Origin of the sequence: Granulicella sp. L46 (assembly GCF_009765785.1) — a bacterium.
Taxonomy (GTDB): Bacteria; Acidobacteriota; Terriglobia; order Terriglobales; family Acidobacteriaceae; genus Granulicella.
On the sequence record NZ_LMUT01000012.1, the window covers coordinates 825859 to 839300 of the forward strand.

The 13442-nt window shown below is 60.2% G+C and carries 15 protein-coding genes and 1 tRNA gene; 11 read left to right on the plus strand and 5 right to left on the minus strand.

Annotation, left to right across the window (positions count from 1 at the left end; all coding sequences use genetic code 11):
* The first annotated feature begins 156 nt into the window (after positions 1-156).
* From GSQ80_RS12875 to GSQ80_RS12885, 3 genes are all read left to right on the plus strand, one after another.
* Positions 157-1677, plus strand: coding sequence for a DEAD/DEAH box helicase (locus GSQ80_RS12875; RefSeq protein ID WP_254059621.1), 1521 nt, complete (start codon positions 157-159; stop codon positions 1675-1677).
* Between the two features lie 251 nt (positions 1678-1928).
* Positions 1929-2174, plus strand: a complete 246-nt coding sequence (locus GSQ80_RS12880) for a hypothetical protein (RefSeq protein WP_158788011.1) — start codon at positions 1929-1931, stop codon at positions 2172-2174.
* A 4-nt stretch (positions 2175-2178) separates the two neighbouring features.
* Positions 2179-3825: a hypothetical protein gene (locus tag GSQ80_RS12885; RefSeq protein ID WP_158788012.1), complete on the plus strand. Its 1647-nt coding sequence runs from the start codon at positions 2179-2181 to the stop codon at positions 3823-3825.
* A 98-nt stretch (positions 3826-3923) separates the two neighbouring features.
* Here GSQ80_RS12885 and GSQ80_RS12890 read toward each other — a convergent pair whose 3' ends face one another.
* Positions 3924-4946 (minus strand): SDR family oxidoreductase, encoded by a 1023-nt coding sequence (locus tag GSQ80_RS12890; protein ID WP_158788013.1) that lies wholly within the window; start codon positions 4944-4946, stop codon positions 3924-3926.
* Positions 4947-5161: 215 nt separating this feature from the next.
* Between GSQ80_RS12890 and GSQ80_RS12895 the strand changes: the two genes are divergently transcribed.
* Positions 5162-5569 carry a RidA family protein gene (locus GSQ80_RS12895; protein WP_158788014.1) on the plus strand — a complete coding sequence of 136 codons (408 nt, stop codon included), beginning with the start codon at positions 5162-5164 and terminating at the stop codon, positions 5567-5569.
* Between the two features lie 131 nt (positions 5570-5700).
* On the plus strand, positions 5701-6096 hold the full coding sequence (msrB, locus tag GSQ80_RS12900) for a peptide-methionine (R)-S-oxide reductase MsrB (RefSeq protein WP_158788015.1): 396 nt from the start codon (positions 5701-5703) through the stop codon (positions 6094-6096).
* Positions 6097-6289: 193 nt separating this feature from the next.
* Here the strand turns inward: msrB and rpmB are convergent, their stop codons facing one another.
* The gene (gene rpmB, locus GSQ80_RS12905; protein WP_158788016.1) at positions 6290-6484 is read right to left on the minus strand and encodes a 50S ribosomal protein L28; all 195 of its coding nucleotides are present in this window, start codon (positions 6482-6484) and stop codon (positions 6290-6292) included.
* A gap of 101 nt (positions 6485-6585) precedes the next feature.
* Positions 6586-6662 (minus strand) — tRNA-Val (locus tag GSQ80_RS12910).
* 137 nt (positions 6663-6799) lie between these two features.
* Between GSQ80_RS12910 and GSQ80_RS12915 the strand changes: the two genes are divergently transcribed.
* Positions 6800-7525 carry an META domain-containing protein gene (locus GSQ80_RS12915; protein ID WP_158788017.1) on the plus strand — a complete coding sequence of 242 codons (726 nt, stop codon included), beginning with the start codon at positions 6800-6802 and terminating at the stop codon, positions 7523-7525.
* A 23-nt stretch (positions 7526-7548) separates the two neighbouring features.
* On the opposite strand, the gene GSQ80_RS12920 is transcribed toward GSQ80_RS12915, so the two are convergent.
* Both GSQ80_RS12920 and GSQ80_RS12925 read right to left on the minus strand, forming a co-directional pair.
* A complete protein-coding gene (locus GSQ80_RS12920; protein ID WP_158788018.1) occupies positions 7549-8181 on the minus strand; it encodes a Pr6Pr family membrane protein in 633 nt (210 codons plus the stop codon).
* A gap of 34 nt (positions 8182-8215) precedes the next feature.
* Positions 8216-8794: a CDP-alcohol phosphatidyltransferase family protein gene (locus GSQ80_RS12925; RefSeq protein WP_158788019.1), complete on the minus strand. Its 579-nt coding sequence runs from the start codon at positions 8792-8794 to the stop codon at positions 8216-8218.
* A 209-nt stretch (positions 8795-9003) separates the two neighbouring features.
* Here GSQ80_RS12925 and GSQ80_RS12930 point away from each other — a divergent pair, with 209 nt between their 5' ends.
* From GSQ80_RS12930 to GSQ80_RS12950, 5 genes are all read left to right on the plus strand, one after another.
* Entirely contained in the window at positions 9004-9492 is a 489-nt protein-coding gene (locus GSQ80_RS12930) for an Rrf2 family transcriptional regulator (RefSeq protein WP_158788702.1), read from the plus strand.
* Between the two features lie 135 nt (positions 9493-9627).
* Complete coding sequence (locus GSQ80_RS12935) at positions 9628-10854, plus strand: IscS subfamily cysteine desulfurase (RefSeq protein WP_158788703.1); 1227 nt, start codon at positions 9628-9630, stop codon at positions 10852-10854.
* Positions 10855-10964: 110 nt separating this feature from the next.
* The gene (locus GSQ80_RS12940; protein ID WP_158788020.1) at positions 10965-11165 is read left to right on the plus strand and encodes a hypothetical protein; all 201 of its coding nucleotides are present in this window, start codon (positions 10965-10967) and stop codon (positions 11163-11165) included.
* Positions 11166-11310: 145 nt separating this feature from the next.
* Positions 11311-12177, plus strand: a complete 867-nt coding sequence (locus GSQ80_RS12945; RefSeq protein WP_158788021.1) for a neuromedin U — start codon at positions 11311-11313, stop codon at positions 12175-12177.
* A gap of 173 nt (positions 12178-12350) precedes the next feature.
* Positions 12351-13442, plus strand: a 1092-nt coding sequence (locus GSQ80_RS12950) for a zinc dependent phospholipase C family protein (protein ID WP_174241339.1), incomplete at its 3' end; no start/stop codon positions are given.

Consider the following 13442-nt stretch of genomic DNA (forward strand, 5'->3'; position numbering starts at 1 on the left):
AATGCTTATTGCGCCCCGAAGGGCATCTGGGAGACCAGAACCGAGCAATGCTGAAACAGGATCCACGCAACCGTTTGCATGCCGCACCTCGTGCGCCTGCCAACCGTAAGCGTCACTGCATTCATTCTCCTTCTTCACCCACTGCAAAGGAAAACCTTGTCTACCCTTACTCTTGATTCCATTCTGAACCCTGAACCACTTCAGATCTCCCGCAACATCACCGCAACCGACGAGACCTCTTCGTCCATCACCTTCAACGACTTCCAGATCTCGGAGTCCCTCAAGGCGCGCCTCTTCGCCGCTGGCTTCATCACCCCCACGCCCGTTCAGGCTGGAGCGATACCGCCCGCGCTCGAAGGTGACGACATCCTCGCCACCGCCTCCACCGGCACCGGCAAGACCCTCAGTTTCCTGATCCCCATGATCGAGCGCCTAGAGGAGATTTCCGTTCCCTCCACGCGCGGCAAGAAGACGCCGGTCCTCTCGCTTATCCTTCTGCCCACCCGCGAGCTCGCGATGCAGGTACTCGAGTCCTTCCACAAGATCTGCCCGACGCTCAAGACTGACGCCGTGCTGGTCTGCGGTGGCCTCTCCGAGAACACCCAGATCGAGCAGATCGGCCGCGGCCCGCGCCTCATCGTCGCCACCCCTGGACGCCTCGAAGACTTCCTCCGTCGCAAGGCCATCAACCTCAAGGACGTCGACATGCTCGTCCTCGACGAAGTCGATCGCATGCTGGACATGGGCTTCCTGCCGGCCATCAAGCGCATCGTCGCAGCGCTCCCCAAAGACCGCCAGACCATGTGCTATTCCGCGACCCTCGATGCGAACATCCGTGAGATCGTCAAGGACTACGTGCAGAATCCAGTGCGCGTAGAAATCGGCATTACCTCGCACCCCGTTGACAGCGTAGAGCTCCGCGTCTACACCGTCATGCAGGACCAGAAGCTCTCGCAGCTCGACAAGATGCTCAATGAAGAAGAGGGTACCTACCTCGTCTTCTCGCGCACCAAGCACGGCGCAGACCGAATCGGTCGCAAGCTTGAGAAGCTCGGCCACGAAGTCGAGATCATCCACGGCGATCGCTCGCAATCGCAGCGTACCGCGGCTCTTAAGAGCTTCGCCACCGGTCGCAGCCGCGTCCTGGTTGCCACCGACGTCGCTGCCCGCGGCATCGACATCTCCAACATCGCGCACGTCGTCAACTACGACCTGCCCAATGGCTCGGACGATTTCGTTCACCGCATCGGCCGCACCGGCCGCGCCGGCAAGAAGGGTATCGCCAGCACCTTCATCACGCCGCTCGAAAAGGGTGATGCCCGCAAGCTCGAGCGCGAACTGAAGATCAAGTTCGCCTGGAACGAAGCCGACAAGAACCTTGCCAAGGAAGAGCGCAACAAGCCCATCGACTTCAGCAAGCCTGTCGGTGGCATCGACGCCCTCATGCAGATGGAAACCCGCAGCTGGAAGAACGCCGACGGCTCCGTCAACGAGAACGCCCCCAACGCCAACGCCGCACCCCAGCGTTCACGCGGTGGCTTCGGCGGATCTCGCAGCGGCTCCGGTGGTCGCCCCAGCGGCGGTCGCTCCAGCAGCAGCGGCAGCCGTCCCCACGGCGGCAACGCCGGCCGTCCCGCAGGTCGCCGCAGCAGCGGCGGCAGCAACCGCGGCCGCTAACCTAAAACCAAACCGCACCATCCGCAAGGGCGAGGAGCAACTCCTCGCCCTTACTTTTTTGCCCAAATCCCGAAAATGAACGCTCCGTCATTGACGCGACCCATCGAGTGACGATAGATTCATAGAACGATTTACCAAATATTGGTGAATCATTCATTCTCCCGTAACGAATACATGCGTCTCGGACCATCGAGGTACGCCACTCCTTTCGATGTTGGACTTGTCCTTCATCCCTGCCACTGGAGGTTCATGTGCGCCTTAAAATTGTCTATTCCTTTCTCACCGTTGCCATGTTTTTCAGCCTGAGCCTTGCCTTCGAGCACAAAGCCTACGCCTACGTCGATCCAGGTTCAGGTCTGCTCATGCTGCAAGCCGCGGGCACGATCCTCACCGGGGTGCTCTTCACCCTGCGCCGCCGCATCAAGGCGCTCTTCACCCGCAATAAGCCGACGGAAACCTCCGCCATCGAGGCTACAGCCCCGAATACGAAAGCTTGATCTCGTGCCACCACCGCAAGGCACTCTGGATTCCATTGCGAAGTCGCACGTCAAACCCTTGGTACGAACCATACTCGTCGCCATGGGCTTCACCACGCTCTACCTGCTTTGGGTCATCAAGCCTGCCGTCGAGCCCCAGGTGTACACTCGCTACCATTGGAGCGGCCCTGCCCACAACTTCTTCCTTCCCCTTGCGATCAACTTCCTTGCGTTCTGGTTTCTCCTGACCCTCCTCCTCTTCGCCACCCGCACTCCCGGGCGCCTGCGAGCCACGGTCTGGGTTGGCCTCCTCTCCTTCACTCCCTGGTTCGTCGGCCAAACCCTGAATGCTCTCGATCTCACTTCGAACCCACACCAACTGAACCGCCTCCTCTTCCTCCTCGGAATCCTTGCCACCCTCGTCATGGCACTTCTATGGCGGCCCTCCCTGGCGCCACGCGTCGAACGTGTCATCGACAAGACCAGCACCGTCCTTGTTTTCGCGGGCCTCTTTGGCTTCTTCATGCTCTGCCAGCTCGGCTTTCGCAGCTGGCAAGCCAGTCGACTGATGGACACATTCCCTCTCCATGCTGCGGCTACCGCGACCATCCCGCCCCACCGCATCATTTGGATCGTCCTCGACGAGCTCTCCTACGAGCAGACCTACGAGCACCGTCTTCCCGGCCTCAAACTCCCTGCATTCGATTCCCTGGCTACCACCGCAACCGTCTTCTCGCAGGCTCAGCCGTTTGACATCTTCACCCAGAACGTTCTCCCCGGCCTCTTCGCCGGCCAGCCGTTTGATCAGATACGCCCCACCCCCACAGAGGGGCTCTCAGTCCACAACGAGGCTACCGGCAAATGGCACACCTTCCAGCAGCACGACACCGTCTTTAACGACGCACTCAATGCCGGCTACAGAACAGCCGTCGTTGGTTGGTACAACCCCTACTGCCGCATCCTGGCCGCTGTCGTCGATAGCTGCTACTGGGCCTATCGGGTGCCCTCCAATCTCATGGAGCCCTCGAATACCCTCCTTTCCAATACGCTCGGGCCCATCAAGCTGCTCACCTGGAGGATCCTGGGCGTCGCTCCTGGCCCCGTGTTCTTCTACTTCATGAACCGGCTGAATATTCCCCTGCCGAAGGTCTTCCTCAGGCAATCACAGATCGACGATTACATGGACCTCGACGCTCGCTCGCAAGAGCTGCTCCGCGATCGCTCCTACGGCTTCGTCCTCCTGCATCTTCCAATCCCTCATCCCTGGGGCATCTACGACCGGCGCACCGGCAACTTCACCACCGCCAACTCCTCCTCCTACAGCGACAACCTCGCACTCGCCGACAAGTGTCTCGCCGGCATCCGGCAGACCCTTGAGCAGACCGGCCAGTGGGACTCCTCCACCGTCATCGTCATGGGAGATCATAGCTGGCGAACCAAACAAGAATGGAAGACCTCGGGCTTCTGGACGCACGAAGATGAGCTCGCGAGCCACGGCGGCCAGTACGACCCGCGCCCTGCCTACATCGTCAAGCTCCCTAACCAGACCACCGCCGCCCGCATCGACATCCCCTATCACACCGTCAACACCCGCAAGCTCTTCGACGCCATCATGACCCGTCAGATCAACACCCCCAACGACCTCGCCACCTGGGCGCAGACCGCCCACTAACCCGGCAGTCGCAGCGGATAAATCAAGCCTTCCAACTAGCCAAACGAAGGGCCGGAATCATATCCGGCCCTTCGCTCTCTACGCTCCTCGTGTTGTGTTTATGGCTGTCCCATACCACCGCCCGCCCCGTAGATGTTGCCCGTTGTATAGCTCGCATCCTCCGCCGCCAACTGCACATAAATCGACGCCAGCTCGGCAGGCTGTCCCGCACGCCCCAGCGGATAATTCCCGCCAAAGTTCGTGAACTTCTGCTCCGTCGCTCCGCCCGAGATTTGCAGCGGCGTATAGACCGGTCCAGGAGCTACGCCGTTCACACGAATCCCCTTCGGCCCCAGCGCCTTCGCCAGCGACTTCACAAAGTTCATCGTCGCTGCCTTCGTCTGCGCATACGCATACAGATCCGGCGAAGGGTCATAGGCCTGCTCGCTGGCCGTCGCAATGATCGTCGACCCGGGCTGCAGATGCGGTACCGCCGCCTTCAGAATGTAAAACGGAGCATAGATGTTCGTCTTGATGATCCAATCAAACTCCTCATCTGGCATATCCGTGATCTGCGCAAACTCCTGCTGCCGTCCCGCATTGCTCACCACGATGTCCAGCCCTCCCAGCCCTGCAATCGTCTTGCTCACGATGTCGCGACAGTACTTCGGATCGCGCAGATCGCCCGGCAGTGCAATCGCCTTCCGTCCCTCTGCGCGAATCAGCGCCATCACGTCCTTCGCGTCGGGCTCTTCCGTCGGATAGTAGCTGATTGCCACGTCCGCGCCCTCGCGTGCATACGCAATCGCCGCCGCGCGGCCCATGCCTGAGTCGCCGCCCGTGATCAGCGCCTTCCGTCCCATCAGCCTCCCCGACCCCTTGTAGCTCTTCTCGCCATGGTCCGGCGGAGGATCCATCTTGCTCGCCAATCCCGGCCACGGCTGGCGCTCAAACTTGTACGGCGGTTTCGGATATTTGCTGGTTGGATCTTCCACCGGCTGTGCCGTCGCGGAATACATCTTCCCCGACCCCTGTCCGCCCATCTCCTGCCCAAACGCCGGTGAAACCGCCGCCGCCGCAATCCCTGACCCCAGGCCACCCATCACCTGTCGCCGTGAAAGTATCTTCCCTTCGTCACTCATCGCGTAACCTCACTAAATTTTTTGGCTTAGTCGTTCTCGTACTAGAAGTCCGCGGGGCATCGCTCGCTGCGCCGACCTCACTGACGCTGTTCCGTCGTCCTGAGTAGGAAGGCACCGCCACCAAGCGAGTTGCACCCTGTTCCGCCTGCGATTCCATCCCATCAAAGTCGCGAAGAACTTGCGCTCGGTCCCTCTTCTGCCAGACAATCCACCCTATGCCTCTCGAACATCCCACCAAGTCCGCCATCGCCACGACCGCCGCGCCAGCCGCCATCGGCCCCTACTCCCAGGCCGTCCACATCGGCAACGTCCTCTACACCTCCGGCCAGGTCGCGCTCGACCCCGCCACCGGCGCACTCGTCCCGGGCGGCATTGAAGCCCAGACCACTCGCGTCCTCGAAAACCTCAAGGCTGTCCTAGCCGCCGCAGGCCTCGACTTCGCCCACGTCGTCAAAACCACCGTCTTCCTCAAAGACATGGCCGACTTCGCTGCGATGAACACCCTCTACGCCCAATACTTCTCCCCCGAAGGCATCACCGCGCCCGCCCGCTCCACCGTCCAGGTCGCCGGCCTCCCCAAGGACGCCCTCGTAGAAATCGAGTGCATCGCCATCACCTCCTAGCACCCACTGAGGTGCCATCTCTCGATTTTGAGATGTGGGCAGGCGATGACTCCCGCAAGGCCTCGCCCCACCACTCGCACCCCGGACCCCGTATAACGCGTCTAATCCTCAGCACCTCCAAGGAGCCTCCCATGCCCACCAAACTTCAAAAGTCCGACGCCGAATGGCGCGCCGAGCTCACCCCCGAGCAGTACCACATCCTTCGCGAGAAGGGCACCGAGCGCCCCTTCACCGGCGCCCTGGTCAATAACCACGCCGACGGCTTCTATCACTGCGCCGCCTGCGATGCCCCACTCTTCAAGTCCGGCACCAAGTACGAATCCGGTTCCGGCTGGCCCAGCTTCTTCGAGCCCATCACCCCCGAAGCCGTCGAGCTCCACGAAGACAAGACGTTAGGCATGCACCGCGTCGAAGTCACCTGCGCCACCTGCGGCGGCCACCTCGGCCACGTCTTCCCTGACGGCCCCAACCCCACCGGCCAGCGCTTCTGCATCAACTCCGCCTCGCTAAAATTCGAGGACAAGTAGAGCGGAGTTCTCAGTTCTCAGTTCTCAGTTCTCAGTTCTCAGTTCTCAGTTCTCAGTTCTCAGTTTCTTTTGATCGGACTGCTGCTCTCGCATCTCGAAACAAGCACAAAAAGCCCCAGCGGCATCCACCGCCGGGGCTTCGTCATTCTTTAGAGAAAACTGAGAACTGAGAACGGACAACTAAGAACTGCTCTTAGCCCTTAACAACCTTGCCGCTCTTGATGCAGCTGGTGCAAACCTTCACGCGCTTGGTGCCGCCGCCCGAGGGCGCAGCAGCCTTCACCGACTGAAGATTCGGGTTCCAGCGCCGACGGGTTACGTTGTGCGCGTGCGAGATGTTGTTTCCGAACTGCGGACCTTTGCCGCAAAGCTCACATACCTGTGCCATGACATCACTCCAAACATCAAACTTGACGCAAACTCCCAGAGAACTCCACGCGCATCATGACCCGTGCTCGGTCTCGATTTCCCAAAATCCGTGGGGATGAGTGGTAGGCACGAGCGGATTCGAACCGCTGACCTCTACCGTGTCAAGGTAGCGCTCTAACCAACTGAGCTACGCGCCTCTGGTGCGTCTTATCAGTGTCCCCGACCCCCCCCCCCCACCGCAACCTTTACCGCCAGTGCCAAATGGGCGCCTGACAACGTCTGGAATTCGCCCTCGGGTAGAATCGTACCGAATTTCACAGCGAGGAGATCCGAGATGCGTATCGCACGGATAAGTACAGGGTTGGCTCTGGTGTTGTTGTGCATCTGCCTGCACGCGCAGACGCCCTCCCCAACGATGACCGTAACCGGCACGCTCAGCCGCGTCATGGCCATAGGAGGGGAATCGACCGGCTGGGCGATTCAACTCGATTCCGAAGTTGCCGTCGACGGGAAGCAGGTCCATTCGATAGAAGTTGATTCTCCCAAAACCAAGAAACTGCAAAAGCTGGACGGCAAGCATGTCGAGGCGAAAGGTTCACTCTCGCGTCGCCAGGGAGTGGAGACGGGCGAGCGTATCATTCTGGTCCTCTCCTCCATCAAGGAAGCCACAACTGGGGTTCCAGCGCCCGCCAGCACGGCATCCTTCAGCCTGGCCGGCAGCGAGTGGCTGTTGGAGGATCTGGGTGGCCTCGGAGTAGCCGACAACATCCAGGCGACGCTCACCTTTCCCGAAGCCGGCAAGGTAGCAGGTAATGGCTCATGCAATCGCTTCTTCGGTCCCGCAGAGGTGAGCGGGGATACCCTCAAGCTTGGGCCTCTCGCATCCACGCGCATGATGTGCCCGGAGCCGGTGATGAACCAGGAGACGAAATATATCAACGCGCTCCAGGCAGCCGACCACTTCGAGTGGAAAGCTCCTTATCTGTTGATCTATTCCAAAGGCTTCGAAAAACCGCTGCGCTTCACGCGGATGCCGCCCTCGAAACCTACCGGCTTTTAAACCTCAGTCCGCCAAGTTGAACCTTACGATGTCCGACTGGATGTAAGCCTACGTGCCAGACGATGATCCAACGCCACCAGCGTATAGCTGCAAATCAGGAAAGCAACGGCGATCGCAAGATTACTGAGCATCGTTTGTCGCCAGCCGACGAGGCCGGGATCGAGGAATGGGTAGGGATACTTGCCTGTTTGACCTCCCCGGATCAAGGAGTACGCAAGGTAGGCGAGCGGGTAGATCGCCCAGACCAGCGGATGCGACCACCGAAGCTGCCCTTTGGGCGTGAAAATAATCCAGAAAAGGGGAACCAGAACCGGCGTAGCCATGTGGTTGAGCACGTTCGCCACCGCGGAGCCGCCGCTGAGTTCCATCGTTCCGTGCAGCAGCAGGGCGTAGATGATGCCAACCAGCAAGATGGACAGCATGGTCCCGGCAACAATCCACGACGCTCTCATCCCGGTTCGCTCTACGGCGAGCGCCGTAAACACTACAGCGACGAGCAGGTTCGTCAGAATGGTGAAGTAGGCGAACACAATCCAAAGCGTGAGCGAAACGGAGTGATTACCCTGAAAGGTGCTCCCGCACTGGATGGTGAGTCCCAGCCATGCGACGGCGGCAATAAATCCGGCGGCACATCGAGCGACTGTCCCAGAACGCATTCGTGGCTCGCCTCGCCCGTAGTATAACGGCCCGCTACCGTCCCGTCGCGACTTCCACCGGCTCCGACACCCGCCGAATCACGATCCACGCATACTCCGCAGCCGATATCGGCGCCAGCGCAGCAATCGCCCAAAGCAGCACCGTCCGCAGCTCCTCCAGCCCCGACCGCGGAAGCACCTCGCACGTCATCACGGTCAACACACCCAGGATCTGCACCAGCGTATTCAGCTTGCCCAGCTTGCTCGGCTGAAAATTCCGCAACGTATTGGTCGCGAACAGCAGCGTCGCAATCAGCAGAATCCCAATGTCCCGGCTCAGCACCAACACCGTCACAAACCGCGGAATCGCCCCCACATGCGTCAGCACCAAAAACATCGTACTTAGCAGTAACTTGTCGGCGATTGGATCCAGGTACTCCCCGAGCTTTGTCCGCTGTTCGAGCACCCTCGCCAGCAGCCCGTCCAGGCCGTCGCTCACCCCCGCCACCCACAGCAGCGCAAACGCCACTCGCCAGTGCCCAGCCAGGATCGTAATCACAAGAAACGGCAGCACAAACAACCGCAGCATCGTCAGCAGGTTCGGTGCAGCACGAAATTGTCGAAAAGCAGTCACAAACGCTCGAAAACCGTGGGACTTAGCGTCCGGGGATATGCCATGGTAGCCGATTTTCCCGCGCGCATCCGCCCGCCCCTGTTGACCTCCGATGTACGACCGAAATGGTCTTGCTTCCCACCCCCCGAATCCGTACAATAAGGATGGCGAAAGTCCGCGCTTCTCCGTCCCCTCCTGCGTATCAGCGCCGCACTCTCCGCCCTTACCCCATGCTCAGGCTCACAAAAAAAGCGGACTACGGCCTCATGGCCCTCAAATATCTCGCCGAGCAGGCTGACCTCGCCGAGAAAGCCGGCGCCGACCTACATCTCACCGGCGCCCGTTCAGCAAAGGACATAGCCGAGGCCTACCACATCCCTCCGCAGCTCCTCGCCAAGATCCTTCAGACCCTCGCCCGCGCCGGCATTCTCGTCTCCCACGCCGGCACCAACGGCGGCTATGCCCTCGCCCGCCCCGCGGCCACCATCTCCACCTTCGAAGTCATTCGCGCCATCGACGGCCCGCTGTTCATCACCAGCTGCATAACAATTCACGGAGCTTGCGACCTCGCGGGTCATTGCACCATCAAAGAACCGCTGCGCAAAGTCAACGACAGCATTACCAGTCTTCTCTCCGGCATCAGCATCGCCGACCTCGCCGAGCCCGTCGACCACCTCCCCGCAGCAATGGCCGGCGGCCTCGTAAGCATCGAACGCTAGAGTTTTGTCTTGACTGACAACTGAGAACGAACAACTGACAACCGGCGTCTACCGCCACATTTTAGGAGCAACAACATCATGGCTGAAACACTAGGAATCAACGTAACCCAGTCTCACCACCCCCTCCCCGAGGGCGTGAAGCTTCCCATCTACATGGACAACCACGCGACCACGCCGCTCGATCCCCGCGTGCTCGAAGCCATGATGCCCTACCTCACCGGCATCTTCGGCAACGCCGCGTCACGTAATCACTCCTTCGGTTGGGAAGCCGAGCAGGGTGTCGAGAAAGCGCGCGAGCAGATCGCCCGCCTCATCGGTTCCACCGCCAAGGAAATCATCTTCACCTCCGGCGCCACCGAAGCCACCAACCTCGCCATCAAGGGCGCTGCCGAGATGTATCGCGAGCGCGGCAATCACATCATCACCCAGGTCACTGAGCACAAGGCCACTCTCGACACCTGCAAGCGTCTCGAGAAGTCCGGCTACCGCGTGACGTATCTCCCAGTCCTCGCCGACGGCCTCATCGACCTCGAAGACCTCGAGCGCGCCATCGTCACCGAAGGCCCCGATAAGACCATTCTGGTCTCGATCATGTACGCCAACAACGAAATCGGCGTCATCCAGCCCGTCCAGGCCATCGGCAAGCTCTGTCACGAGAAGGGCATTCTCTTCCACTGCGACGCCGTTCAGGCCGTAGGCAAGATCCCGGTCAACGTCCTCACCGACAACATCGACCTCATGAGCATCAGCGGTCACAAGATCTACGGCCCGAAAGGCGTCGGCGCACTCTACGTTCGCCGTCGTAATCCCCGCGTCCAGATCTCCGAGCAGATCAACGGTGGCGGCCACGAGCGCGGCATGCGCAGCGGCACCCTCAACGTCCCCGGCATCGTCGGCCTCGGCAAGGCCTGCGAAATCTGCCAGGAAGAAATGACCGCCGAAGCCAAGCGTGAAGTCGAACTCCGCGATTATCTCAAGAACAAACTTGAAACCGCGCTCGACTACACCCAGGTCAACGGCAACATGGAGCACCATCTCCCCGGCAACCTCAACATGAGCTTCATCTATGTCGAAGGCGAGTCGCTCCTGATGGGCATCAACGACATCGCGGTCAGCTCCGGCTCCGCCTGCACCTCGGCCACCCTCGAGCCCAGCTACGTCCTCAAGGCTCTCGGCCTAGGCGACGACGTTGCCCACAGCTCCATCCGCTTCGGCCTCGGCCGCTTCAACAACAAGGCAGAAGTCGACTATGTCGCCGACAAGATCATCGAAGTCGTCGTCAAACTCCGCGAGCTCAGCCCCCTCTACGAGATGGTCAAAGAAGGCATCGACCTCTCCAAGATCGAGTGGGCCGCCCACTAATCCCGCGATACGCAATCTCGCAAAGGGCATGGCTTCGGCTGTGCCCTTTGCTTTTGCTCCACCCTAACCCTGATCCACACGACGACGGTTTAATCGATCGAAGAGGCCCGATGAAAGACAAACCATCCTGGCGATTCTTCCTCACCTGGCTCGCCGTCTACACCATCCTCGACATTCTCCTCGAATTCCTCCTGCACGGCCACCTCGCGTGGAACCAGCTCCCCGGCGCCATCGAAGGAGCCATCCTCGGCGCGACCCTCACCTGGTTCTTCGCCCTCTTCCGCTGGTACAAAGCGCAAGACCGCTTCTAGACCGCAAATTCACGTCCCCACTTGCCCGCGTGCCCAGGTCGCCTGTTATTTTTGCCAGTTTGCGTTAGCCCCTGAACACAATACCGTTCAGAAATGGGGTGCGCTCATGTTTAAGAGATCTCGTCTTTTCGGTTTGAGCGCTTCATTGCTCGTTGCAATATCGACCGCCTCAGCCACCGCGCAGAGTGCTCCTGCCGCAAGTGACCCTTCAGCAGCAGCATCACCTGCGAATGACACCGCTGCGTTGGCCAAGGCCACTCAAAATCCAGTCGCCAGTTTGATTAGCGTTCCGCTGCAAAACAATGACAACTTTGGCATCGGCCCGTACAACCGTACCGGGAACATCTTCAACATTCAGCCGGTCATCCCGACGAAGCTCAGCGATAAGGTCATGTTGATCACCCGCGTGATCCAGCCGATCGTTTGGCAGCCCTATGCCGACCAGCCAACCGGGGGCCAGGCTGGGCTCGGCGACATGAATCCAACATTCTTCCTGTCTCCCGCGAACGCCGGGAAACTCATCTATGGAGTCGGACCGGCGTTTGTCATCCCGACAGCTACGAGCGCACAGACGGGTCAAGGAAAGTTCAGCCTCGGGCCTTCGGTAGTAGCACTGGTGCAGCCAGGGCATTGGACGGTCGGCGTCCTGATCAACAACGTGTTCTCCGTCGCCGGTTCCTCGAATCGCCCTGACGTCAACCAGATGCTCTTGCAGTACTTCATCAACTACAACATGAAGAAGGGCTACTACCTGACCAGTGGGCCGATCGTTACCGCGAACTGGAATGCCAAAGGCAATGGCGACGCCGCGAGCGGGGATGACATAACGGGCGGCAGCGTGTGGGTCGTGCCGTTCGGCGGCGGAATCGGCCAAATAAGGCGGCTCGGATTTCAGCCCATCAACTGGACAGTGCAGTTTTACGGCAACGCCGTACATCCGCCGGGTGCTTCCCCGTGGAGCTTCAAATTTCAGATTGCTCTGCTCTACCCAAAGATGCCCAAGAAAAAGTAGCCAATCAACGCCGCGGTTACAGAACTTCAGTATCTCTCCTGCGACTTGATTCTTGACGCGCGCTGGGCCACTTGAACAAGCAACCGTGTCCCGCCCCCTCATGTTCTTCATCGCCCCGGGCATCATCACGGCCTTTTCTCCCATCCCACTCCACAGGGATTTCCCGACCTTTCATGAACCTTGCACGCCGTCTATCCGCCCTCGCCGTCTTCCTCTGTTTCCTCGGCGTCGTCCGGCCCGCCCACGCCTACTCTCTGCTCACCCACGAGCAGCTCATCGATCTCACCTGGGACAGCTCCATCGTCCCTCTCCTCAAGAGCCGCTATCCTGACCTAACTCCAGCCGAGATCGAACACGCGCGCGCCTATGCCTACGGCGGATGCGTCATCCAGGACATCGGCTATTACCCCTTCGGCGACCAGTTCTTCTCGAACCTCACTCACTACGTCCGCTCCGGCGATTTCGTCGTCAACCTCTTCCGCAACGCCGGCAACGCCGACGAGCTCGCCTTCGCCGTCGGTGCTCTCTCCCACTACATCGGCGACAGCGTCGGCCACTCCATGGCCACCAACCGCGCCGTGCCCATCGAGTTCCCCAAGCTCGAGAAGAAGTACGGCCGCTCCATCAACTACGCCGAAGGAGAACACCAGCACGTCCAGACAGAATTCGCCTTCGATATCAATGAAATCGCGCATCAGCGCTTCGCTCCCGTCCACTACCTCCGCCACGTCGGTCTCGAAATCCCCACCAAGCAACTAGCCCTCGCGTTCTACCAGACATACGGCCTCCAGGAAGACTTCACCAGCACCCGCCACCAGCGAATCAACGTCTCCAACTACCGCTTCTCCGTCCACCGCTTCATCCCGCGCGTCGCCTACGCCGTCACCCTCCTGCACCGCAAGCATGAGCCCGCCGACGTCGATAACGCCGACCTGCAACAGCTCACTGCCGAGATCGCGGCCGTAGCCAAAGCCAATGACTGGGACGCCTATCGCAAAAAGGCCGGCATCGGCACCTACACCCTCGCCGGCTTCATCTACATTCTCCCCAAGTTTGGCGCACTCAAACTCACCGCCGTCAAAGGTCCCACCCAGCAAACTGAAGTCGATTACATCCACTCTGTCACCGTCTCCACCAAACTGCTCAATCAGGCCCTCCGCCGCTTCACCCCGCCTCCAGCCACCGAGCCGAGCGCCGCAGTAGCCGCTGCAGCCGACACCCACTCCGAACCTCCGCCGAACGAACCCCTATCGCCCAACCCAGGC

Coding starts and splice junctions, on each gene's coding strand:
- GSQ80_RS12890 (WP_158788013.1), bottom strand. CDS start 4,946: ATGAGTGACGAAGGGAAGATACTTTCACGGCGACAGGTGATGGGTGGC.
- GSQ80_RS12895 (WP_158788014.1), top strand. CDS start 5,162: ATGCCTCTCGAACATCCCACCAAGTCCGCCATCGCCACGACCGCCGCG.
- msrB (WP_158788015.1), top strand. CDS start 5,701: ATGCCCACCAAACTTCAAAAGTCCGACGCCGAATGGCGCGCCGAGCTC.
- rpmB (WP_158788016.1), bottom strand. CDS start 6,484: ATGGCACAGGTATGTGAGCTTTGCGGCAAAGGTCCGCAGTTCGGAAAC.
- GSQ80_RS12915 (WP_158788017.1), top strand. CDS start 6,800: ATGCGTATCGCACGGATAAGTACAGGGTTGGCTCTGGTGTTGTTGTGC.
- GSQ80_RS12920 (WP_158788018.1), bottom strand. CDS start 8,181: ATGCGTTCTGGGACAGTCGCTCGATGTGCCGCCGGATTTATTGCCGCC.
- GSQ80_RS12930 (WP_158788702.1), top strand. CDS start 9,004: ATGCTCAGGCTCACAAAAAAAGCGGACTACGGCCTCATGGCCCTCAAA.
- GSQ80_RS12940 (WP_158788020.1), top strand. CDS start 10,965: ATGAAAGACAAACCATCCTGGCGATTCTTCCTCACCTGGCTCGCCGTC.